General features: G+C 70.7%; 16 protein-coding genes, 1 tRNA gene and 1 pseudogene. 5 read left to right on the top strand and 13 right to left on the bottom strand.

The genetic code is table 11. From position 1 onward, the window contains the following. Nucleotides 1-69: 69 nt before the first annotated feature. A pseudogene (locus ABZ078_RS08325) lies at nucleotides 70-522 on the top strand (hybrid sensor histidine kinase/response regulator); the annotation flags it as partial. 393 nt (nucleotides 523-915) lie between these two features. Further along, nucleotides 916-1482, top strand: coding sequence for a response regulator (locus tag ABZ078_RS08320; RefSeq protein ID WP_356572888.1), 567 nt, complete (start codon nucleotides 916-918; stop codon nucleotides 1480-1482). 99 nt (nucleotides 1483-1581) lie between these two features. On the opposite strand, the gene ABZ078_RS08315 is transcribed toward ABZ078_RS08320, so the two are convergent. Together ABZ078_RS08315 and lepA are read right to left on the bottom strand one after the other, a co-directional pair. Beyond that, complete coding sequence (locus ABZ078_RS08315) at nucleotides 1582-3456, bottom strand: AMP-dependent synthetase/ligase (RefSeq protein WP_356572886.1); 1875 nt, start codon at nucleotides 3454-3456, stop codon at nucleotides 1582-1584. A gap of 229 nt (nucleotides 3457-3685) precedes the next feature. Further along, nucleotides 3686-5554 carry a translation elongation factor 4 gene (lepA, locus tag ABZ078_RS08310; RefSeq protein ID WP_356572884.1) on the bottom strand — a complete coding sequence of 623 codons (1869 nt, stop codon included), beginning with the start codon at nucleotides 5552-5554 and terminating at the stop codon, nucleotides 3686-3688. Nucleotides 5555-5794: 240 nt separating this feature from the next. Between lepA and rpsT the strand changes: the two genes are divergently transcribed. After that, nucleotides 5795-6061 carry a 30S ribosomal protein S20 gene (gene rpsT, locus ABZ078_RS08305; RefSeq protein WP_356572882.1) on the top strand — a complete coding sequence of 89 codons (267 nt, stop codon included), beginning with the start codon at nucleotides 5795-5797 and terminating at the stop codon, nucleotides 6059-6061. A gap of 194 nt (nucleotides 6062-6255) precedes the next feature. Here rpsT and ABZ078_RS08300 read toward each other — a convergent pair whose 3' ends face one another. The 9 genes from ABZ078_RS08300 to leuS form a co-directional block, all read right to left on the bottom strand. Beyond that, on the bottom strand, nucleotides 6256-6651 hold the full coding sequence (locus ABZ078_RS08300; RefSeq protein ID WP_356572880.1) for a nuclear transport factor 2 family protein: 396 nt from the start codon (nucleotides 6649-6651) through the stop codon (nucleotides 6256-6258). A gap of 106 nt (nucleotides 6652-6757) precedes the next feature. Next, nucleotides 6758-7747, bottom strand: coding sequence for a DNA polymerase III subunit delta (gene holA, locus ABZ078_RS08295; protein ID WP_356572878.1), 990 nt, complete (start codon nucleotides 7745-7747; stop codon nucleotides 6758-6760). 196 nt (nucleotides 7748-7943) lie between these two features. Continuing rightward, entirely contained in the window at nucleotides 7944-8189 is a 246-nt protein-coding gene (locus tag ABZ078_RS08290) for a hypothetical protein (protein ID WP_356572877.1), read from the bottom strand. 154 nt (nucleotides 8190-8343) lie between these two features. Next, on the bottom strand, nucleotides 8344-9162 hold the full coding sequence (locus tag ABZ078_RS08285) for an arylamine N-acetyltransferase (protein ID WP_356572875.1): 819 nt from the start codon (nucleotides 9160-9162) through the stop codon (nucleotides 8344-8346). Nucleotides 9163-9166: 4 nt separating this feature from the next. Next, nucleotides 9167-11836: a ComEC/Rec2 family competence protein gene (locus tag ABZ078_RS08280; RefSeq protein WP_356572873.1), complete on the bottom strand. Its 2670-nt coding sequence runs from the start codon at nucleotides 11834-11836 to the stop codon at nucleotides 9167-9169. Beyond that, a complete protein-coding gene (locus ABZ078_RS08275) occupies nucleotides 11833-12753 on the bottom strand; it encodes a ComEA family DNA-binding protein (RefSeq protein WP_356572871.1) in 921 nt (306 codons plus the stop codon). The genes ABZ078_RS08280 and ABZ078_RS08275 overlap by 4 nt, the downstream gene beginning before the upstream one ends. 598 nt (nucleotides 12754-13351) lie before the next feature. Beyond that, nucleotides 13352-14197: a DegV family protein gene (locus ABZ078_RS08270; RefSeq protein ID WP_356572869.1), complete on the bottom strand. Its 846-nt coding sequence runs from the start codon at nucleotides 14195-14197 to the stop codon at nucleotides 13352-13354. Between the two features lie 93 nt (nucleotides 14198-14290). Continuing rightward, on the bottom strand, nucleotides 14291-15070 hold the full coding sequence (locus ABZ078_RS08265; protein ID WP_356572867.1) for a hypothetical protein: 780 nt from the start codon (nucleotides 15068-15070) through the stop codon (nucleotides 14291-14293). Between the two features lie 229 nt (nucleotides 15071-15299). Next, nucleotides 15300-18194 (bottom strand): leucine--tRNA ligase, encoded by a 2895-nt coding sequence (leuS, locus tag ABZ078_RS08260; RefSeq protein WP_356572866.1) that lies wholly within the window; start codon nucleotides 18192-18194, stop codon nucleotides 15300-15302. Between the two features lie 599 nt (nucleotides 18195-18793). On the opposite strand from leuS, the gene ABZ078_RS08255 reads away from it, so the two are divergent. Continuing rightward, a complete protein-coding gene (locus tag ABZ078_RS08255; RefSeq protein ID WP_356573220.1) occupies nucleotides 18794-20026 on the top strand; it encodes a ferric reductase-like transmembrane domain-containing protein in 1233 nt (410 codons plus the stop codon). Beyond that, the gene (locus ABZ078_RS08250; protein ID WP_356572864.1) at nucleotides 20023-21639 is read left to right on the top strand and encodes an NADH-ubiquinone oxidoreductase-F iron-sulfur binding region domain-containing protein; all 1617 of its coding nucleotides are present in this window, start codon (nucleotides 20023-20025) and stop codon (nucleotides 21637-21639) included. The genes ABZ078_RS08255 and ABZ078_RS08250 overlap by 4 nt, the downstream gene beginning before the upstream one ends. A 140-nt stretch (nucleotides 21640-21779) precedes the next feature. On the opposite strand, the gene ABZ078_RS08245 is transcribed toward ABZ078_RS08250, so the two are convergent. Both ABZ078_RS08245 and ABZ078_RS08240 read right to left on the bottom strand, forming a co-directional pair. Further along, nucleotides 21780-21852: transfer RNA gene (locus ABZ078_RS08245), tRNA-Ala, on the bottom strand. A gap of 190 nt (nucleotides 21853-22042) precedes the next feature. Then, nucleotides 22043-22276 (bottom strand): hypothetical protein, encoded by a 234-nt coding sequence (locus tag ABZ078_RS08240; protein WP_356572862.1) that lies wholly within the window; start codon nucleotides 22274-22276, stop codon nucleotides 22043-22045. Between the last annotated feature and the right edge of the window lie 595 nt (nucleotides 22277-22871).

Here is a 22871-nt window from a genome sequence, read left to right as displayed (position 1 = left end):
CTCGGTCGACGCCGACAGAGTGACAGACTGGCCGCGCCCATAAGCACCGAGTTACCGAAGTGGGCCGTCATGAGTGAGAACCGTGCTACGCGTGTGCTCGAAGACAGTCAGAAAGTCGGTCAAATTCGAGCATCGGACCTACGCCCCCTACTCGCCGCGATGACCGCGGCCCGCGACGGCGACTTCCGCCGCCTCCCCGATACGGGTGAGGGAGTGGTGGCCGAATTGACGGCGGTCCTCAACCAGATCATGGACCGCAGCACCCACTTCAACCGTGAAGTGCAGCGGGTGAAGCGGGAGTTGGTGCGGCACGGCAGGCTCGACGAGCGGCTCTCGGCGAGCCCGGGGCCGGGTGACTGGACGACCCGGGTCAACGACGTCGACCAGGTGCTCGACGCCCTGGTGGCCCCGGCGGCCAACGCGACGCGCGTGCTCGACGCGGTGGCCGGCGGCGACCTCACCCAGCGCGTCGACCAGCTCTCCCTGTTCACCGGCGAGGTCACGCGGGTCGCCCGCGAGGTTCGCGGCGCCAACGGCTACGTACCGAAGCCGGTGGACGTGGACCGACTGCTGACCGTCGCCTGCGACCTCCTGGACCCGGAGGGCGCGGAGCCGGCCCGCGACGCGCGGGCACACGCTGGTCGTGCCGCGCCCGCACACGGCGCAGAGGGACGCGCCGGTGCCGAGGAAGCGAGCACGCGCAGGCCAGAGGGGCTGAGCACGGCCGCCGCCTCGACACCGGCCGAGACGCCCCGGAAGCGGAACGCAGAAGAAGAAGGCGCCACGGAGCCGGAAGGGCGTACCGCGGAGCCGGAAGGGCGCGCCGCGGGGTCCGAAGAACCCGCCGTACCGGGACCGGGCGCTTCCGGGGAGGAAGCGGTCCCGTCGACGATCACCGAGTGAGGCCACTTCACCATGAGCGCTGAGGCAACGTCCGACGAGCGTGCCGGCATCCTCCTGGTCGACGACATGGAGGACAACCTGATCGCGCTGGAGGCCGTGCTGGGGCCCCTCAACGAGCCGCTGGTGCGCGCGCGTTCCGGCGAGGAGGCGATGAAGGCCCTGCTGCGGCAACGCTTCGCCCTGGTCCTGCTCGACGTCCGCATGCCGGGCATGGACGGATTCGAGACCGCCGCGAACATCAAACGGCTCGACCAGACCAAGGACGTCCCCATCATCTTCCTGACGGGCGCGGAGGACGACCCCGGCTACACGTTCCGCGGCTATGCGACCGGCGCCGCCGACTACGTGACCAAGCCGTTCGACCCGTGGGTGCTGCGCGCGAAGGTGACGGTCTTCCTGGACCTGTACCGCAAGAACAGGCAACTGGAGCGCCTGCTGAGCCGCGAGCACGTCCACAGCCGAGAGCTGAGCACCCAGTTGGCCGCCCTGGAGGATCAGCTCTCCGACGACACGCCCCCGGACCTGACGGCCCTGCGCGCACAGGTCCACGAGATACGCCGGCTCATAGGAAAAGGGTGAGCGTCCCGGCCTCGGACGCGCGGGGAACCACGCGACCAGCCACGACGAACCGCAGCCGCCCCGCAGTCCCCGCAGTCCTCGCAGTCCCCGCAGCCACCCCTACGCTTCGCGCGTCCCCGCGTACATCTCCTCGATCAGATCCTTGTACTCCCGCTCCACAACCGGCCGCTTCAACTTCAGGCTCGGCGTGATCTCCCCGTGCTCCACATCGAGATCCCGCGGCAGCAGCCGGAACTTCTTGATGGTCTGCCACTTCTGAAGCCCCTCGTTGAGCTTCTTGACGTACCCGTCGACCATCTCGACCGTCTGCGGCGCGGCCACGACCTCCGCGTACGACTTCCCGGAGAGCCCGTGCTCCTCGGCCCACCCCAGAATCGCGACCTCGTCCAGCGCGATGAGCGCCGTGCAGAAGTTCCGGTCGGCCCCGTGCACCAGGATGTTGGACACGTACGGGCACACCGCCTTGAACTGCCCCTCGACCTCGGCGGGCGCGATGTACTTGCCGCCCGACGTCTTGATGAGGTCCTTCTTGCGGTCGGTGATGCGCAGGTACCCGTCCGGGGACAGCTCGCCGATGTCACCAGTGTGGAACCAGCCGTCGGTCTCCAGCACCTCCGCGGTCTTGTCCGGCAGCCCGTGGTAGCCCTCCATGATGCCGGGGCCCCGTAGCAGGATCTCCCCGTCCTCGGCGATACGGACCTCCGTGCCGGGCAGCGGCTTGCCGACCGTGCCGGTGCGGTAGGCCTCGCCGGGGTTCACGAAGGACGCGGCCGAGGACTCCGTGAGGCCGTAGCCCTCCAGGATGTGGATGCCGGCGCCGGCGAAGAAGTAGCCGATCTCCGGGGCGAGGGCGGCGCTGCCCGACACACAGGCGCGCAGGTTGCCGCCGAAGGCCTCGCGGATCTTGGCGTACACGAGCGCGTCGGCCACCTTGTGCTTGGCGGCCAGGCCGAACGGCGCGGAGTGGGTGCCCGTGCGCCGGAAGTTGTCCTGGGTGACCTTGGCGTACTCGCGGGCGACCTCGGCGGCCCACTGGAAGATCTTGTACTTGGCGCCGCCGCCGGCTCGGGCCTTGGCGGCGACCCCGTTGTAGACCTTCTCGAAGATGCGCGGGACGGCCGCCATGTACGTCGGCTGCACGACCGGCAGATTCTCGATGATCTTGTCGACGCGGCCGTCGACGGCGGTGACGTGCCCGACCTCGATCTGCCCGGAGGTGAGCACCTTGCCGAAGACGTGCGCGAGCGGCAGCCACAGGTACTGCACGTCCTCGCCGCTGATCAGCCCGGTCGCGGCGATCGCCTTCGCCATGTACGACCAGTTGTCGTGCGGCAGCCGCACGCCCTTGGGGCGGCCGGTGGTGCCGGAGGTGTAGATGAGGGTGGCGAGCTGGTCCTTGGTGATCGCGCCGACCCGCTCCCTGATCAGCTCGGCGTCCTTCTCCAGCCGGGCCGCGCCGCGCTTCTCCAGCTCGTCGAGGGTGAGGATCCAGTCGGCGGTCTCGACGCCGGCCGGGTCGATGACGACGACATGCGTGAGGTGCGGCAGCTCGGCACGCTTCTCCTGCGCCTTGGCCAGCTGGGAGGCGTCCTCGGCGATGAGCAGCCGGCTCTCGGAGTCGGAGAGGATGAACGCCGATTCCTCGGCGTTGGTCTGCGGATAGACGGTGGTCGTCGCCGCGCCGGCGCACATGATGCCCAGGTCGGCGAGGATCCACTCGATCCGGGTCGAGGAGGCGAGGGCCACCCGCTGCTCGGGCTGGATGCCCAGCTCGATGAGGCCGGCCGCGATGGCGAAAACCCGTTCGGCGGCCTGTGCCCAGCTCAGCGACTTCCAGTCGTCCGGGCCCTGACCCGAGGCCGGCGGTACGGGATACCTATATGCCTCGGCGTCCGGTGTGGCCGCCACGCGCTCCAGGAAGAGGGCCGCCACGGTCGGCGGACGGTTCTCGATCAGTGTCTGTGTGTCGCTCACGACATCCTCCGGGGGCCCGCGACTGTGCGGCTGGTTCCACTCGCGTTGTTTAACTCGCGAGTAACTATCGAGCAGGGATCAGAGTAGAGGTCGGCAGGCCGCGACGTAAGGGCCCGCGGCCTGTCACTTCCTCCAGAAGGCACCCCGTACACACGCAGGGGCCCACCGCACTTTCGTACGGCGGGCCCCTGTTGCGGCGTTTTGCCGGGCCACTCGGTGTTACCCGTGGTTACTTCTTGCCTTTGCCCGACCCCGCGCTGTCATCACTGCTCAGTACGGCGATGAAGGCCTCCTGGGGAACCTCCACGGAACCCACCATCTTCATCCGCTTCTTGCCTTCCTTCTGCTTCTCCAACAGCTTGCGCTTGCGGGAGATGTCACCGCCGTAGCACTTGGCGAGGACGTCCTTGCGGATGGCGCGGATGGTCTCTCGGGCGATGACCCGGGAGCCGATGGCGGCCTGGACCGGCACCTCGAACGCCTGCCGCGGGATCAGTTCCTTGAGCTTGGCGACGAGCCGTACGCCGTACGCGTACGCCTGGTCCTTGTGGGTGATCGCCGAGAAGGCGTCCACCTTGTCACCGTGCAGCAGGATGTCGACCTTGACCAGGCTGGAGGTCTGCTCGCCGGTGGGCTCGTAGTCGAGCGAGGCGTACCCACGGGTCTTGGACTTCAGCTGGTCGAAGAAGTCGAAGACGATCTCGGCCAGCGGCAGCGTGTAGCGGATCTCGACCCGGTCCTCGGACAGGTAGTCCATGCCGAGCAGGGTGCCGCGCCGGGTCTGGCACAGCTCCATGATCGAGCCGATGAACTCGGTCGGCGCGAGGATCGTGGCGCGTACGACGGGCTCGTACACCTCGTTGATCTTGCCCTCGGGGAACTCGCTCGGGTTGGTGACGGTGTGCTCGCTGCCGTCCTCCATCACGACCCGGTAGACCACGTTGGGCGCGGTGGCGATCAGGTCGAGGCCGAACTCGCGCTCCAGCCGCTCACGGATCACGTCGAGGTGCAGCAGGCCGAGGAAGCCGACGCGGAAGCCGAAGCCGAGCGCGGCGGAGGTCTCCGGCTCGTAGACCAGCGCGGCGTCGTTGAGCTGGAGCTTGTCCAGGGCCTCGCGCAGCTCGGGGTAGTCGGAGCCGTCCAGCGGATACAGGCCGGAGAAGACCATCGGCTTCGGGTCCTTGTAGCCGCCGAGCGGCTCCGTGGCGCCCTTGTGCTGGCTGGTGACGGTGTCACCGACCTTGGACTGGCGCACGTCCTTCACGCCGGTGATGAGGTACCCCACCTCACCGACGCCGAGGCCGTCGGCGCCCAGCATCTCGGGCGAGTTCGTCCCGATCTCCAGCAGCTCGTGCGTGGCGCCCGTCGACATCATCCTGATGCGCTCGCGCTTGTTGAGCTGGCCGTCGATGACACGGACGTACGTCACGACACCGCGGTAGGAGTCGTAGACGGAGTCGAAGATCATCGCGCGGGCCGGGGCGTCCTTCACGCCGACCGGCGCCGGGACCTCCCGGACGACCTTGTCGAGCAGCGCGTCGACGCCGACGCCCGTCTTGGCGGAGACCCGGAGCACGTCGCTCGGGTCGCAGCCGACCAGGTTGGCGAGCTCCTCGGCGAACTTCTCGGGCTGCGCGGCCGGCAGGTCGATCTTGTTCAGTACGGGGATGATCGTGAGGTCGTTCTCCATCGCCAGGTAGAGGTTGGCGAGGGTCTGGGCCTCGATGCCCTGGGCGGCGTCGACGAGGAGGATGGTCCCCTCGCAGGCGGCGAGCGACCGCGAGACCTCGTAGGTGAAGTCGACGTGCCCCGGGGTGTCGATCATGTTGAGGATGTGCGTGTTGCCGGGGTCGTGGGTGGGAGCCCACGGCAGCCGCACCGCCTGGGACTTGATCGTGATGCCGCGCTCGCGCTCGATGTCCATCCGGTCGAGGTACTGAGCACGCATCTGCCGCTGCTCGACCACACCGGTCAACTGGAGCATCCGGTCGGCGAGCGTGGACTTGCCGTGGTCGATGTGCGCGATGATGCAGAAATTGCGGATCAGAGCCGGGTCGGTACGGCTCGGCTCGGGCACATGGTTAGGGGTCGCGGGCACGCAGGGTCCTGTCTCTTGAGGCGCCTTATGCCTCGGGTCGGATCGATACGTAGGTTCCATGGTCCCATGGGCGGCGACCGGGAACCGTTTTGGGCCGTCGGCCGGCCCACTGGTAGCCTGGGTGGCTGTGTCTCATGCCCTCTCAGCACGAGGCACATCATCAAGAAATCACCTGGTACGGGACCCGGTCTCCTCATGGAGTCCCCCTGGCCCCGTGCCTGAACCTGAAAAGGCTCATTCGTGGCGAACATCAAGTCCCAGATCAAGCGGATCAAGACCAACGAGAAGGCTCGGCTGCGCAACAAGGCCGTCAAGTCCTCCCTGAAGACCGCGATCCGCAAGGCCCGTGAGGCCGCTGCCGCGGGTGACGTGGAGAAGGCCACCGAGTACCAGCGCGCTGCGGCGCGTGCGCTCGACAAGGCCGTCTCGAAGGGCGTCATCCACAAGAACCAGGCCGCCAACAAGAAGTCGGCGCTTGCTTCGAAGGTCGCTGCCCTCAAGGGCTGACACTTGATTCGACAGCCGGGGGGAATCGAGCGGGCCCTCTCTCATCCGCTCCCGTCCGGCACCCCGAGCCTGTACGCGGCCTGCGTTCGCCACGCGGGTACGGGCTCAGCAGCTTGAACCGAAGGCCCCGCCTTCCGCCCTTCCCCAGGGCGGTGGGCGGGGCCTTCGGCGTGCGCGGGGACTGTCACCACCCGTCACGACCAGAATTCGTTGTTCCTGTCGATGTCCTCGACGCACTCGTCGATGTCACTGATCCTGTCCCCGACGACCCGGAAGACGAGCGCCCCCTCGTCGTCGATGCTCTTGCCCTGTCGCTGCGCCGAGAAGCGGGCCATGCCGACCGCGTGCCCGCGGCCGTCGACGGCGACGCCGCGCAGCTGGACCTGCATGTTCCCGCCCGTCTCCTCGAACATCCGGCGGTACATGTCGATACACGCGTCCTGCCCCTTGTAGTCACCCGACAGCGGGTGACTGCCCGGTACGTGGTGCGTGCAGTCCGATGTCATCAGCTCGCGCAGAGCGTCCATGTCACCGCGGGTGAAGGCTTCGAAGCCCTTGCGGACGAGCTGTGCGTGCGGGTGTTCAGCCATGACCATCGCCACCTTTCCGTCGCCTCGGCGATTACGGCTGACACACCGATTCTCCTCCGCACCGACGCCCCGTCGACTCGATCACGGAGTCGACGCGGTCGAAGGGCTACGCCCGCCCCCTAGACCGGGCTGCTCGGGCGATGGCGACGACGGCCTTCTCCAGGGCGTACCCGGGATCGTCCCCGCCGCCCTTCACACCGGCGTCCGCCTCCGCCACCGCCTGCAAGGCGACCGCCACCCCGTCGGGCGTCCACCCCCGCATCTGCTGCCGCACGCGGTCGATCTTCCAGGGCGGCATGCCCAGCTCCCGCGCGAGGTCGGCGGGGCGGCCGCCGCGAGCGGAGGACAGCTTCCCGATGGCCCGCACGCCCTGCGCGAGGGCGCTCGTGATCATGACGGGCGCCACTCCGGTCGCCAGCGACCACCGCAGCGCCTCCAGCGCCTCCGCGGCCCGCCCCTCGACCGCCCGGTCGGCGACGGTGAAGCTCGACGCCTCGGCCCGGCCGGTGTAGTACCGGCCGACGACGGCCTCGTCGATGGTCCCCTCGACATCGGCGACGAGCTGACTCACCGCGGACGCCAGCTCCCGCAGATCGCTCCCGATGGCGTCGACCAGCGCCTGGCATGCCTCGGGCGTCGCGGACCGCCCGGTCGCCCGGAACTCGCTCCGCACGAACGCCAGCCGGTCCGCCGGCTTGGTCATCTTCGGGCAGGCCACCTCCCGCGCGCCCGCCTTGCGCGCGGCGTCGAGCAGCTTCTTGCCCTTGGCCCCGCCGGCATGCAGCAGCACGAGGGTGATCTCCTCGGCCGGCGCCCCCAGATACGCCGTCACGTCCTTGATCGTGTCGGCCGCCAGGTCCTGCGCATCGCGCACGACCACGACCTTGCGCTCCGCGAACAGGGAGGGACTGGTCAACTCGGCCAGCGTGCCGGGCTGCAACTGGTCCGGCGTCAGCTCCCGCACGTCCGTGTCGGCGTCAGCGGCCCTGGCAGCGGCCACCACCTCCCGCACGGCACGGTCGAGCAGCAGCTCCTCCTGACCCACGGCGAGGGTCACGGGGGCGAGGGGATCGTCATTCGCAGTCTTCCTGGCCATCGCGACAAGCATGGCACGGGCCACTGACAACGGGGGCGGGGTCGAGGTCGGGGTCGGGGTCGGCGTGGGCGTCCGGGGCTGCGTCGGCTGTGCCGAGCCCGTACCGGGGGCGGAGCGCCAAGGGTCGAGCATCTGACACCGGGCACCGAGCACCGAGCACCGAGCACCGAGCACCGAGCACCGAGCACCGGTCAGGCTACGGCTCCTCCCGCCACCCGTCCCACTCCCCTGCGAACTCGTCCAACTCCCCCGGATCGAGCCGTCCCTGCTCGTCCCGCAGCACCACCAGCCATTGCGCGTCCTCGGCATCGTCCTCCCCCGCCAGCGCATCCCGCACCAGCCGCGGCTCCTCATCGATTCCGAACCGCTCCCCGAGCGCCTCCACGACCTCCTCCGCCGCGTCACGGTCAGGCAGCACCAGCACATGTCTCACATCGCTCACGGAGCAATTCTCAGGCACCGACGGGAGACCAACCCGTGCCGGGGTCCCGGCCCGAGCAACACCCCTTGCACCTCCGACCAGCGCGTGTGGACCCGAGCAGCACTGGCGGCCCGGCATGGCCCTTCTCCCCGCATCAACCACCCCCGCTGGGCCTTCACACCGTCGGCACCCGGTCCAGCTCGATCCCGAACCGCTCCCGGTACACCCCCAGCACCTCCTCGTCCATGTCCAGCTCCCGCTCCTCACGCGTCCCGTCGGCCGCCGTCACCTTGAACGTGCGTCCACTGAGCGTGATCCGCCCTCCGTCCTCCGTCACCCTGGAGCACACCAGCGACTGCGTGAAGTGCGAGCCCGGCGAGGTGCTGTGCCACCACGCCCCGGCCGCGAAGTCGCCGAGCACCCGCGGCCGCCGCTCCAGCCGGTACTCCGGTCTGCCCGCCATGACGACCTCCAGGTCCGCCGCCTCCGCCACGTCGTGCCCGCCGCGCACCCCGGCCGCGTCCGGCCCGGCCTCGACGATCCGGAACACGCCCGCCGGGTCCTCCTGCTCACCCCGCGCCTCGAAAGCCAGCGGATAGTGGCTGTGCGCCCCGAATCCGACGTCCGCCAGCCACGTGCCCCCGTCCACCGTCCGCACCCTCAGCGCCATGTGGTCGTAGGGGATCCCGAGCCGCCCCTCCTTCCCGTGCACGCGCGCCGCGAGCAGCGTCACATCGAAGCCCAGCGCGGTGAGCAATGCCCCGAACGCCCCGTTCAGTTCGTAACAGAACCCTCCTCTCCTCGCCCCCACCACCTTGTCCAGCAGTCGCTTCTCCTCCAGGACGATCTCCTCGCCGAGGTGGATCGACAGGTTCTCGAAGGGCACGGTCTGCAGATGGCGCAGATGCAGCTCGCGCAGCACGTCCACGGTGGGCCACGCCGGGTGCGCGACCCCCAGGCGACGGAGATAGGCATCGACCTCAACGGAATCCATGACCTCAGTCTCCCGCCACCCGCAGCGCCGCGCCCGTACCCGCCACCGCCAGCGCCCCGTCCTCGTCCGTCCGCAGCACCATCGCGCCCTGCGCCCGCAACGCCGCGACGGTGCTGGGAGCTGGGTGTCCGTACTGGTTGTCCGCACCGCAACTGATCAATGCCAGCCGTGGCGCCGCCCTGCGTATGAGCTCCGGGTCCTGATACGCCGAGCCGTGGTGGGCGACCTTGAGCACGTCCACTCCGGCCACCAGCGCCCCCGCCGGTGATCTCAACAGCGCCCGCTGAGCCGGGGGTTCGAGGTCCCCGAGCAGCAGGAGCCGCAGCCCTGCCGACCGGACGAGCAGGGTGACACTGGCGTCGTTCGGACCCTCCGGCGCCATCGCCGGGTGCGGCGACGGCCACAACACCTGCCAGCTCAACGCTCCGGTACGCCGCTCCTCCCCGGCGGCGGCCCGCGTCACGGGAACGCGCCGGGCGGCCGCCTCCCTGCGTACGAACTCCACCTGGTCCGCGGGCTCCTCGTGCCCCGTCGTCTCGATCGCGCCCACCTCACGCCCACGCAGTACACCCGGCAGTCCCGCGACATGGTCGGCGTGGAAGTGGGTCAGCACGACGAGCGGGATCCGGGTGATGCCCAGCGTGCGCAGACAGCGGTCGACCAACGCCGGATCGGGGCCGGCGTCCACGACGACCCCCGTTCCCTCACCCGCGGCGAGCACCGTCGCGTCACCCTGCCCCACGTCGCACATCGCGAACCGCCACCCGGGCGGCGGCCAGCCCGTCACCACCCTGGTCAGCGGCGGCGGCTGCACGATCACCAGCAGAAGCAGCACCCCGCAGACCCCGCACCACCAGGGGTGGCGCAGCAGTCGCCGGCCGGCGAGCAGGACGACCACCGTGGCGAGGGCGAGCAGCGCCGCCCCGATCCAGGTGCCGGGCCAGTCCACTCCCGCCCCGGGCAGTGCGGCGCCCGTCCGGGCCACGTCCGCGATCCAGCCGGCCGGCCAACTGGCGCACCACGCCAGGGCCTTGGCCACCGGCATCGCGAACGGCGCGGTCGCCAGTGCCGCGAAGCCCAGCACCGTGGCCGGTGCGATCGCGAACTCCGCGAGCAGATTGCACGGCACCGCCACCAGGCTCACCCGGGACGACAGCACTGCCACGACCGGCGCGCACAGCGCCTGCGCGGCAGCCGCGGCAGCCAGCGCCTCGGCGGCCCGTGGCGGGACTCCACGCCGCCGCAGCGCCGCACTCCAGCGGGGTGCGAGCGTGAGCAGGGCGCCCGTCGCCAGGACGGAGAGCAGGAAGCCGTAACTGCGGGCGAGCCACGGGTCGTACAGCACCAGCATCAGGACGGCCGTCGCCAGCGCCGGGATCAGCGATCTGCGGCGTCCGGTCGCCAGGGCGAGCAGCGCGACCGCTCCGCAGGCCGCGGCCCGCAGAACGCTCGGGTCCGGCCGGCACACGACGACGAACGCGAGGGTGAGCGCTCCGCCCAGCAGCGCCGTCGTCCGCAGGGAGATGCCGAGACGGGGCGCGAGACCACGGCGCTCGACCTGCTGGGCCAGGGCGGGCGGGCCGATGAGCAGGGCCAGGATGATCGTGAGGTTGCTGCCGGAGACGGCGAGTGTGTGCGCGAGGTCGGTCTCCTTGAACGCCTCGTCCAGCTCCGGGGAGATCCGCGAGGTGTCGCCCACGACCAGCCCCGGCAACAGCGCCCGCGCGTCCGCCGGCAATCCGTCGGTCGCCGCCCGCAGCCCCGCCCGCAACCGCCCCGCCAGCCGCTGCGCCGCCGACGGCTCCCCCACGACCTGCGGCGCCGCCCGGCCCCGGACCCGCAGCACCGCCGCGATCCGGTCCCCGTCCGCCGACGCGGGCGCGAGCCGCGCGGTCACGCGCAGCCGCGTGGACGGCAGGAGTTGCAGCCAGGGAGCACGCCGGCTGCCGGTGGATCGCGGCGTCCCGTCGCCGCCATCGACGGCCCTGGGTGTCGCATCGGCGCCGTCGAAGCCCCCCGGTCCTCCGTCGACGATCATCAGCACCGGCACCCGCGTCACCGTCGCCGTGCCGTCCGCCGTCTCGACACGTCGGACGTCCGCGTTGACCAGGACGGAGGTCGGTGCCATGTGATCGCCCTTGACCCGAGGTCGGGTCAGGCGGGGATCGGCGGTGACCTCGACCTCGGCGGTCACGGTGGCATACTCCCGGGCCAGCCCCGGCACCGGACCACGCCGCAGGTCGGCCCCGTGCAGTCCGGCGGATACGGCGGCAGCGGCGATGCAGAGCAGCATGGCGGCGACCGCGGTACGCGACGAGGTGAGGCGCATGGGTGCCTGACCATCGCGCCCACCGGCTCCCCCGACCAGGAGCCCGCCGCTTCCCCGGAGCAGGAGCCCGCCACCTCCTCGTAACAGGAGAAGTACGCCTGCCGCGACCAGGCACGCGACCGCCGCAACGGCCACCCACACCTGTGGGGCGTCCAGCATCAGTGCCGCCGTCGCCCAGGCGGCGAGCGCGGGCGGCACGAGTCGGAGGTCCGTCGGTCCTTCCTGGCGGGGGTGGGCGGCGCCGAGTCGTCTGCCGGACGCGGCGTGTACGGCGGCGCGTGCGGGCGCGAGGTCGGGTGAGTCGACGTCGTGCCCCTCGGCCGTGCGGGATTCCGGGGGCTTCATGGCCGTACCCGATTCCGTAGATCGGCGAAGCGGCGGTCGCCGATGCCGTTGACCTCACGCAGCTCGTCCACCGAGCGGAACCCGCCGTGCTGGGTGCGGTAGTCGATGATGTGCTGGGCCAGCACCGGGCCGACGCCGGGGAGGGTGTCGAGCTGCTCGACGGTGGCCGTGTTGAGGGAGACCGGCCCGGCAGGTGCCGCGCCAGGGACCGCCGCACCGCCCGAGCCCGGACCCGGCGCTGCCCCGGGAGGGGCGGCTGGACCGCCGACGATCACTTGCTCGCCGTCCACCAGGAACCGGGCCCGGTTGAGGCCGTCGGTCTTCGTGCCCGGCCGCACGCCACCGGCCGCGCGCAGGGCGTCGGCGACACGTGAACCCGCCGGCAGGCGATGGATTCCCGGCTCGCGCACCTTGCCGCTGACGTCCACCACGATCTCCGCCGCGGCGGTGCCGCCGGCACCCTGCGCCCCCGCCGCCGACGCACCCGCCAGGGGCTCCTCACCCGACTCACCTCCCCCGTACGAGGCCGCCGCCCGCACCACCTCGGGCGCCCGGACGGACTGTGTCCGGCCGGCCCAGAAGTGCTGCACGGCGAACCCGGCGGCGAGGACGAGCACCACGGTGAGCGCGACCAGGCTGCGCCGTTCCAGCCCGCACCTCGCCTGCAACCACACCGGCATCCGCTCCCGCAGAGCCGGCCCGACCCGCGCCCGCCAGTCCCCGACGCCCACGTCACCGGCCCGGCCATGAGCCCCGTCACCGGCAACCGGGGTGACCTCGACACCGGCCCCGCGACCGACGCGGGGAGCAGCCCTGTCACCGGCCCCGCGACCAACCCTGGGATCACTCCCCTGCCCGGCCCCGCCAACCGCGCCGACATCCGGCACGTCCGGACCCGGCCCCGCATCACCGCGCACGCCACCCGAGCGCACCGCCACATCAGAACCCGGGCCACCCGAGGCCCCGCCCCAACCGCGGTGCCGTTCCTCCACATCCCCGGCCGGGCGAGCCCTCGGCGTGTCCCGCCGGTCCGCGTACGGTTCGCCAACACCAGCCCGCTGGGCGCGCTCCTCCCCGGCCCCCGCTCCGGGGCCGTATTCGTCCCCCGGTGGCGGATCCGCTCCCGACTCCCCCCACTCCCCGGCCCGTTCGGCGAAAATCACCTCCGCCCTGCGCCTCAGCTCCTCCGCCGACGCGCGGCGCTGCCGAGCCCGCTGCCGGACATGCATGCGTCGTCGGTGGCGGGCGCGGACGTCGGAGTCAGGGCCGCGACCCGGGCCGCTGGTTGCCGTCGTGGTGTGTGTGCGTGATCGAAGTGCCATGCGACGAGGATCGGACACTCCGCCCCACCCGCGATGATCTTGCTCAATTCCCGGGGATTACCGCCCAGTTGTGGATAACCAAGCCACTCACACGAGTGACTCACCCACCCGAAACTCACCCACCCGAAACGCCCTCCACCGCAGCCAACGCGAGGGCCGCCCCCCCTCCCCGGCCCTCCACCACGGCCCCACATCACCGCGGCGAAACCACAACCCCCAACAACCCAGGCCCCGTATGCGCCCCGATCACCGCCCCCACCTCACTCACATGCAGCTCGGCCAGCCCGGGCACCCGGGCCCGCAACCGGTCCGCGAGCGCCGACGCCCGGTCGGGGGCCGCCAGATGGTGCACCGCGATGTCGACCTGGGCGCTGCCCGCCCGGTCTGCCGCGATCTCCTCGAGGCGGGCGATCGCCTTGGACGCCGTCCGTACCTTCTCCAGCGGGCCGATCCGGCCGCCCTCCAACTGCAACAGCGGCTTCACCGCGAGCGCGGAGCCCAGCAGGGCCTGCGCGGCCCCGATACGGCCCCCGCGGCGCAGATAGTCGAGGGTGTCGACGTAGAAGTAGGCGGCCGTGCCCCCGGCTCGCTTCTCCGCGGCGGTCACGGCGTCGTCCACCGTGCCGCCCGTCTCCGCCGCCTCCGCCGCGGCGAGCGCGCAGAAGCCGAGGGCCATCGCGACCATCCCGGTGTCCACCACCCGCACCGGCACGGGCGCCTCGCGCGCCGCGAGGACGGCCGCGTCGTAGGTGCCGGAGAGCTCGGCGGACAGGTGCAGCGAGACGATGCCGGTGGCACCGGACTCGGCGACCTCGCGGTAGTGCTCCGCGAAGACCTCGGGGCTGGGGCGCGAGGTGGTGACGGGGCGTCGCTTCTGCAATGCCTGGGCGAGGGAACGGGTCGAGATCTCGGTGCCCTCGTCCAGTGCCTTGTCGCCCAGGACCACGGTCAGGGGTACCGCGGTGATGCCGTGACGCTCCATCGTCCGCGGCGGCAGGTAGGCCGTTGAATCGGTGACGATCGCGACATGGCGGGACATGAGCTGGAGGTTACCTGGCGTAGTGCCCGGGCGGCAGCCCGACCCCGCTCTGCATGTGCTGCCTTGACCGGATCAGCGCGTGGGCACGCGGGCTCAAGTCGTGCTCTCGGGGCGGGTCTTCTTCTGCCAGGGGTAGGTCGGGCGGGGCGCCGAGGGGGCGATGGCGGGCCGCGTCGGCTCCTCGGCCCGCTGCGGCTGGGGGGTGTCCGGCCACGTTTGCTCGGTGGTCGAGCCGGCCTCCGCGGTCGGGGCCTGTGGCCACGGCGGCGGCGTCGACGACGGACGTTCCGACGCCGACGGCGGCGTCGACGGTGATTCCGAAGACTCCGTCGTCTGCCAGTGCCGCAGGGCGCCGGACTCCATGTGGATCTGCGAGCTGAGGGTGTCCAGGTCGTCGTCGGCGAAGCGGCGTGCCCGGTCGCGGGCCGCCCACCGCAGGGAGTCCGCCGACTCGACGACGCGCTCGGTACGCTCACGCAGCTCGGGCAGCCGCTCGGCGAGCGTCGCGCGGTCCGGCTCGGACTCCAGGCGCCGCAGCTCGGCGTCCAGTTCGTGCCCGTGCGCGCTGAGGCGTTCGAAGAGGCCGAGGGACTCCTTGAGGGACTCGTCCTCGGCCACGCCCGCGTGCAGCGCGTCCTGGGTGGCCCGCATCGACGTGCGCAGCCTCAGCCGCAGCTGGGCGAGCTCGCCGGCCGGGCCCGGCTGGGCGAACGACTTGGCCCGCAGGGTGTGGTCCTCGACCGTGCGCCGGGCCTGGGTAATGGTCTCGTCCACGCGGCGCTTGGCGGCGCCGACCACCTTCACCGTGGCGTAGGCACCGAGCACCACGAAGAGTACGCAGAGCAGGGCCACGACTGCGATCACTGCCTCCACGAACTCCTCCTCGGGCCGGTCGCGGCACACGCCGCTACACACTCTTCAACGGTAAACGCAAAGGGCAGGCCCGGAGTTCCAGCAGAACCCCGAACCTGCCCGTAGGGGATCACCCCGAGCCGAGATCATCCCGAGCCGACGGCCACGCTCAGGGCAGCCCCGAGCCACCCGCCGCACTCACTCACGGCAGCCCCGAGCCGCCCGCGGCGCACTCGCCGTATGCCCCGTCCTACGCCGGAACGATGTTCACCAGCTTCGGCGCCCGCACGATCACCTTCCTGATCCCGGCCCCGTCCAGCGCCGCCACGACCTTCTCGTCGGACAGCGCGACCTTCTCCAGCTCCTCCTCGGAGATGGCCGGCGAGACCTCCAGGCGGGCCTTGACCTTGCCCTTGATCTGCACGACGCAGGTCACGGTCTCGTCGACGACGTACGCCGGGTCGGCCACCGGGAAGTCCTGGTGCACCACCGAGTCCTCGTGCCCCAGCTTGCGCCACAGCTCCTCGGCGATGTGCGGGGCCAGCGGCGCGATCAGCAGCACCAGCGACTCGGCGACGGAGCGCGGCACCGCGCCGCCCGTCTTGGTCAGGTGGTTGTTCAGCTCGGTGACCTTGGCGATCGCCGTGTTGAACCGCATGCCTTCCAGGTCGCCGCGCACGCCGTCGATCGCCTTGTGCAGGGCACGCAGCGTCTCCTCGTCGGGCTCGGCGTCGACGACCGTGACCTCGCCGGTCGTCTCGTCGACGACGTTGCGCCACAGCCGCTGCAGCAGCCGGAACTGGCCCACCACCGCGCGCGTGTCCCACGGACGGGACACGTCCAGCGGGCCCATCGCCATCTCGTACAGCCGCAGCGTGTCGGCGCCGTACTCCGCGCAGATCTCGTCCGGGGTGACCGCGTTCTTCAGGGACTTGCCCATCTTGCCCAGCAGTCGGGAGACCTTCTCGCCCTGGTAGTAGTACGCGCCGTCGCGCTCCTCCACCTCGGCGGCCGGCACCGCGATGCCACGGCTGTCACGGTAGACGTAGGCCTGGATCATGCCCTGGTTGAACAGCTTGTGGAACGGCTCCGCCGAGGAGACGTGGCCCAGGTCGTACAGGACCTTGGACCAGAAGCGGGCGTACAGCAGGTGCAGCACGGCGTGCTCGGCGCCGCCGACGTACAGGTCGACACCGCCGTGCGGCCGGCCCTCGCGCGGGCCCATCCAGTACTGCTCGATCTCCGGGTCGACCAGCTGCTCGCTGTTGTGCGGGTCCAGGTAGCGCAGTTCGTACCAGCAGGAACCGGCCCAGTTGGGCATGGTGTTGGTCTCACGCCGGTACCGCTTCGGGCCGTCGCCCAGGTCCAGCGTGACGTTGACCCACTCCTCGTTGCGCGACAGCGGCGTCTCGGGCTGCGTGTTCGCGTCGTCCGGGTCGAAGGTCCGCGGGGAGTAGTCCTCGACCTCGGGCAGCTCCAGCGGCAGCATCGACTCGGGCAGCGCGTGGGCGATGCCGTCCTCGTCGTAGACGATCGGGAAGGGCTCGCCCCAGTAGCGCTGGCGGCTGAACAGCCAGTCGCGCAGCCGGAAGTTGACGGTGCCCTCGCCGATGCCCTTGTGCTCCAGCCACTCGGTGATGCGCGCCTTGGCCTCGGCGACGCCCAGACCGTCCAGGGAGATGTCGTCGTTGGACGAGTTGACGATCTTCGCCTCGTACGACGTGAAGGCGTCGTCCCACGTGGAGGTGTCGGTGCCCCGGCCGTCGGTCGGCTCGACGATGCAGGGGATCGGCAGCTCGAAGGCGCGCGCGAACTCGAAGTCGCGCTGGTCGCCCGCCGGGACGGCCATGATCGCGCCGGTGCCGTAGCCCATCAGGACGTAGTCGGCGATGAAGACCGGGACCTTCTCGCCGTTGACCGGGTTGGTCGCGTACGAGCCGATGAAGACGCCGGTCTTGTCCTTGGCCTCGGCCTGGCGCTCGACGTCGGACTTGGCGGCGGCCTGCGCGCGGTAGGCGGCGACGGCCTCGGCGGGAGTCGCATGACCGCCGGTCCACGCCTCGTGGGTGCCCTCGGGCCAGGTGTCCGGCGTGAACTTCTCCACCAGCGGGTGCTCGGGGGCCAGCACCATGTAGCTCGCGCCGAACAGGGTGTCCGGGCGCGTGGTGAAGACCGTGATGCGCTCGCCGTCGATCGGGAAGTCGACGCGGGCGCCCTCGGAGCGGCCGATCCAGTTGCGCTGCTGCAGCTTGATGGCCTCGGGCCAGTCCAGCTCCTCCAGGTCCTCCAGCAGCCGGTCGGCGTAGGCGGTGATGCGCATGTTCCACTGGCGCAGCTTGGCCTTGAAGACCGGGTAGTTGCCGCGCTCGGAGCGGCCGTCGGCGGTGACCTCCTCGTTGGCCAGGACGGTGCCCAGGCCGGGGCACCAGTTGACCGGCGCGTCCGAGGCGTACGCCAGGCGGTACTCGCCCAGGATGTCGGCGCGCTCGGCGGCGGCCAGCTCGCTCCACGCGCGCGTGGAGCGGTCAGCGCTGCCGTCGGCAGCCGGTACGGCGCGCTCCCCGGACTCGAACTCGGCGATCAGCTCGGAGATCGGCCGGGCCTTCTTCGCCTCGTCGTCGTACCAGGAGTTGAAGATCTGCAGGAAGATCCACTGGGTCCACTTGTAGTAGTCCGGGTCGATCGTGGCGAACGACCGGCGCTTGTCGTGGCCCAGGCCCAGCCGGCGCAGCTGGGCCTTCATGTTGACGATGTTGGCCTCGGTGGACACGCGCGGGTGCGTGCCGGTCTGCACGGCGTACTGCTCGGCGGGCAGGCCGAAGGCGTCGAAGCCCAGGGTGTGCAGGACGTTGTGGCCGGTCATGCGCTGGAAGCGCGCGAAGACGTCGGTGGCGATGTAGCCCAGGGGGTGACCGACGTGCAGGCCCGCACCGGAGGGGTACGGGAACATGTCCATGATGAACTTCTTGGGCTTGGCGACCAGCTCCGCGTCGCCCGCCAGGTCGCCCTTGGGGTTCGGCGCCGCGTAGGTGCCGTCGGCGTCCCAGAAGTCCTGCCAGCGTGCCTCGATGTCGGCTGCCATGGCGGCCGTGTAGCGGTGCGGCGCGACCACCTCGGCGGTGGCAGCGGGGTTCGTCTCGCTCATGATCCTCAAAGCTCCATCGATCGTCTCTGCCGGCGGCCGCGTTTCCCAAGAAACGAAAAATCCCCTCGCACAGGAGGGGACGCCGCGCCGATTCCGACCATCCGATTCGCCCGGTGGTCGGGACTGATCAGCGCGGCCCGCTAAGCAGAAGGCGTACGGCACGCATGGCGCCAGGGTACCGCAGCGCCGGAGCGGGTCGCGACGTGCTTTCGGTGGGTGTGGCGCGTGAACAACGGCGCCGCCGATTCCGTACCTGAGAGTTGTGAAGAGATCGAAAAGCTGAACCAAGTTCAACTATTACCTGGCGTAACAGCCACTAAGGGACATCGCGCGCCCCGCCGGGCTCGTGGACAACAACGCAATAACTCAAACGCCGTACCCGTCGGTATGGAGCCACTTAGAGTGCGGCAGCGGGACCGCTTTCCCGAACCGTTCGGAGTTGCCCCCATGAACCCTCGTCCTCACAGCAGCGCACCCCCCGGGCCGGGTCCCTCGGCACGGGCGGCGGCGGCCGCTGACATTCGGTCATCCATACCTCTCCTCGTCATGTCGGGAGGCACGTCGTGACGACGGAACCGTTCGACCCGGATGACGGCACGATGGACGACGCATTCCTGGAGTTCCTCAACTTCGGTGCCGGCGTCCTGTCCCTCGTCTGCCTCACCTGCTCGGTGATCTGGGGACTGGTCGCCCAGGACCGCATGATCCTCAACACCCGGCAGCGGATCACCGCACAGGCCGTTCACCGGGTGACAGCGGTCGCCTCGATCGCGTTCCTCCTAGTGCACGTCATCGCGAAGCTGGCGCTGGAGCACACCAGCTGGATCGCCGCGGTGATCCCCTTCGGTCTTCTCATCACGGGCGGTGATCAGTTCGCCGGCACCGCCTTCCTGATCGGCCTCGGCACCCTGGCCGGCATGCTCATGATCTTCGTCGGCATCACCGGCGCGCTGCGCAACCGCTTCGCCTCCCCGGCGCCGGTCGCGGCGCGCTGGCGAGCGATGCACATGCTGGCCTACCCGGCCTGGTGCGCGGCGCTGATCCACGGACTGTTCGCCGGCCGCCCGGCGGCGACGTTCTTCATGGTGTGCTACCAGCTGTGCGTCGTGGCGGTCGCCGCCGCCCTCGCCCTGCGCGCGGCACCGCGCCCGGTCAAGCGGAAGGTCGCCGACCGGATCGCCCGGCTCATCGGCAACGGCGAGCCCGCGGGCCGCGAGGAGCTGGAGGCGAGCAGGGCCCGGTCCGCGGAGTCCGCGCTGCCAGGCTACGAGGGGAGGGGGAGGCGGTCGAGGCGAGCCGACTCGACGGGCTCCCAGCCCCGGGCGACACCCTCGGCCGACCCCCTGTACCAGGCTCCCCCGCCCCCCGCGCAGGAGCCCGTGTCCGGCTTCGCGGCCGCCTACCGCGCGGTCTCCGGGCCCGCACGCGCGCGGCAGCCCTTCGGGGCCGACCAGACCTCCCGTACGGACCTGCCGCTGGACCTGCAGCCGACGGAGGCGATCCCACGCGTCGACGGCGGCGTCAGCGGCAGCACGGGCAACTGGCCGATCCCCTCCCCGCCCCCCGTCGGCGAGGCGCCCCCCTCGGCCTACGACCCGCTCAACGACACCGGATACAACATCCCGGTCTATGGCAATTCAGGCGGCTCGGGCTATGGCTCGAGTGATGTGTACGACACCGCTGAGACGAACGCGGTCTTCGGCACGTACAACCAGAACGACACGTACAACAACAGCGGTCCCGCCACTGAAACACTGCCCGGTGCCTCCTACGACTTCGACGCACCGGGTTCGGGCGAACCTTGGAACACGCCTTCCGGAGGCTTTAAGTGAACGAGGCCCTGCCCGACGTACCCGAAGTCCGCGTGGTCGGCCTTCCCCAGCTCACGTCGGGCTTCGACCTTGTCGAAAGGCTCGATCTGCCCATGCATCTGAAGGTGCACGGGCCGCTCGAACCGATGGGCGGCGAGCAGTTGGCCAAGCTCGCCGAGAACATCAATCTGAAGGGCCGCGGCGGCGCGGGATTCCCCTTCCACAAGAAGCTGCGCTCGGTCGCCGAGTCCGCGATCAAGCGCGGCGTACGTCCGGTCGTCGTGGTCAACGGCAGCGAGGACGAGCCGGCCTGCCGCAAGGACACGGTGCTGATCAACCGTGCCCCGCATCTCATCCTGGACGGCGCCCTGCTGTGCGCCGAGGCCCTGGGTGCCCGCACGCTCGTGGTGGGGGTCACCCGGGAGTCCACCCAGCGCTCCATGGAGGCCGCCCTCGCCGAACGCGGCCTGAGCAACAGCCGTAGGTCCGCGCTCCGCGCGTTCGTGCAGCGCAACCCGGTGCGCATGGTCACCGGCGCCGCCGCCTCCCTGATCCGCTCCATCGACGGCGGCCCGGCGATCCCGCCCGGCCGCAAGGTCAGCGCCTCGCAGAACGGCGTCGGCGGCGCCCCGACCCTGCTGTCCAACGCCGAGACGTTCGCCCAGCTCGCGATCGCGGCCCGCATCGGCCCGGAGCGCTACGGCAACACCGGCCTGTACGACGAGCCGGGCACCGTCATGCTCACGGTGTCCGGCGCGGTCGCGCGCCCCATGGTCATCGAGGTGCCCACGGGGGTGCCGCTGCGCTACGTCCTCCAGCTCGCCGGCGCCCCGCCCGTCCCGCAGGGCGTGCTGACCGGCGGCTACCACGGCAAGTGGATCGACGCGGCGACGGTCAACGAGGCGATCGTCTCGCGCAACTCCCTGGACGCGGTGGGCGGTTCACTGGGCGCCGGCGCCATTCTGCCGATCACTCAGGAGACCTGCCCGCTGGGCGAGTCGTTGCGGGTGGCGCAGTGGCTGGCCGAGGAGAGCGCGGGGCAGTGCGGCCCCTGCTACCTCGGTCTGCCGGCCGCCGCGCGCGGCCTGGAGGAGATCCTCAACGGCGGTGGCCCCGCAGCCCTGGAGGCGCTCAAGCAGGTCGCGAAGAACGTCAAGCGGCGCGGCGCCTGCTCGCACCCGGACGGCTCCGCGATGTTCCTGGAGTCGACCATCAAGGCGTTCACCGACGACCTCGCGGCGCACGTCCTCGGCAACGGCTGCGGACGGCCCGTGGAGGGCGTCCTGCCCCTCTTCGAGGGCGGCAGGGCCCCGACGGGCATCCCGGGCGGCGAGTCGGAGGAGAACGGCCCCAGCCGCCAGAAGATCTACGTCGACTGGACGTTGTGCCGCGGCCACGGCCTGTGCGCGGACATCCTCCCGGAGGTCTTCCAGCTCGGCGCCGACGGCTTCCCGACCGTCGCCCAGGCGAAGGTGCCCCGCTACGCCGAGGCCAAGGCCCTGCGCGCGGTGCGCCGTTGCCCCGCCCTCGCCCTGCGCATCGAGGAGGACACGCGCGCGCAGGACTCGTCCCGCAGCAACCTGCCCGTCCTCTCCCAGGGCCGCGGCAGGCGCGCACTGGGGCGCGGCAACTGAGCACGCGCGCGTGAAGGGGCCGTCCGGGTTCGGACGGCCCCTTTTCAACGGCCCCTGGGACCACGGGTCTCAGCTGCGAAAGACCCCTCCGGGCAAACGAAAGATCCCGCCGGATCGACTGACCCGGCGGGATCTTGCTGTGGAGCTAAGGAGAATTGAACTCCTGACCTCCTGCATGCCATGCAGGCGCTCTACCAACTGAGCTATAGCCCCGTGCTTTGGTCCGCCCGGTTTCCCCGGCGGCGACGCCAACATTACCGGGCGAGCGGCGCAGCACCAAATCGTTTCCCGGCCGGTGGCGTGCGCGCCTGCCGCGGCCACACGCCACAGGGTCCCGATGGGCATGAACTACGCCAAATCGGCGCCCCATTGGCGGCACGGCCCCCAGGGACGCCGACGGGCGTCAAGCGGTGACGAAGGAATAGAAGCGCTTGAGTGTGCAGTGTTCCTCGAGGAGGCGCCCGTAGATCGGCTCGCCCTCGAGTTCACGGTAGGTCTCGATCGGGTCGCCTTTTATGATCAGCGCCCGCGCGCATTCCTCACACCAGTACTGGTAGTCGGAGTTCACCGGTTCCATGTCACGGACGATCGGCGTTCCGCTGCCGCACCAGTCGCACTTTCGCCTGTGTGCACCCATCGATCAGCTCCAGCTGTGGCCGCAGGCCGTGCACACGTAGGAAATTCCGCCGTTGTCACCGAGGAGCTGGGCGACATGGGCGGAGCCGCAGGAAGGGCAGCTGAGGCGGGTGATCGTATCCCGTGTCAACGCTGCTTCGAAGAGGTGACCGACCTCTTCGAGGATGCTCGCAGGCATCACTACTCCCTCCCGTCGGGCCGCGCCCCCTTCCGGCCGTTTGATTCTGCCACGGCCGGACCAATACGGTCAGCGACGCCTCAGTACCAGTCCGGACACGGCGGCCCTCCACGGCCGTAGGAACCGTGCGAGCACGCACCCCGAAGCGCCTCATGAGAGGTATACGCCTGGCGGGGCCAAGTCACTCAAGCCGAACCGGAACAGTTCGGCGCGGACCGGTGCCGCGCGCGAACCGGAGGTGCGAGCCCGGCCGTTGATCCGGGCACCCGCCGTGGATACCAGAAGATCCCGCCGATCGAAGCGATCGGCGGGATCTTGTTGTCTCGCTGTGGAGCTAAGGAGAATTGAACTCCTGACCTCCTGCATGCCATGCACGCGCGCTAACAACAGAGCTAAAGCCCCGAGGTCCGGCCCCCCC

Origin of the sequence: Streptomyces sp. NPDC006385 (assembly GCF_040612485.1) — a bacterium.
Lineage (GTDB): Bacteria > Actinomycetota > Actinomycetes > Streptomycetales > Streptomycetaceae > Streptomyces.
This window is presented reverse-complemented; position numbering and strand designations above follow the sequence as displayed.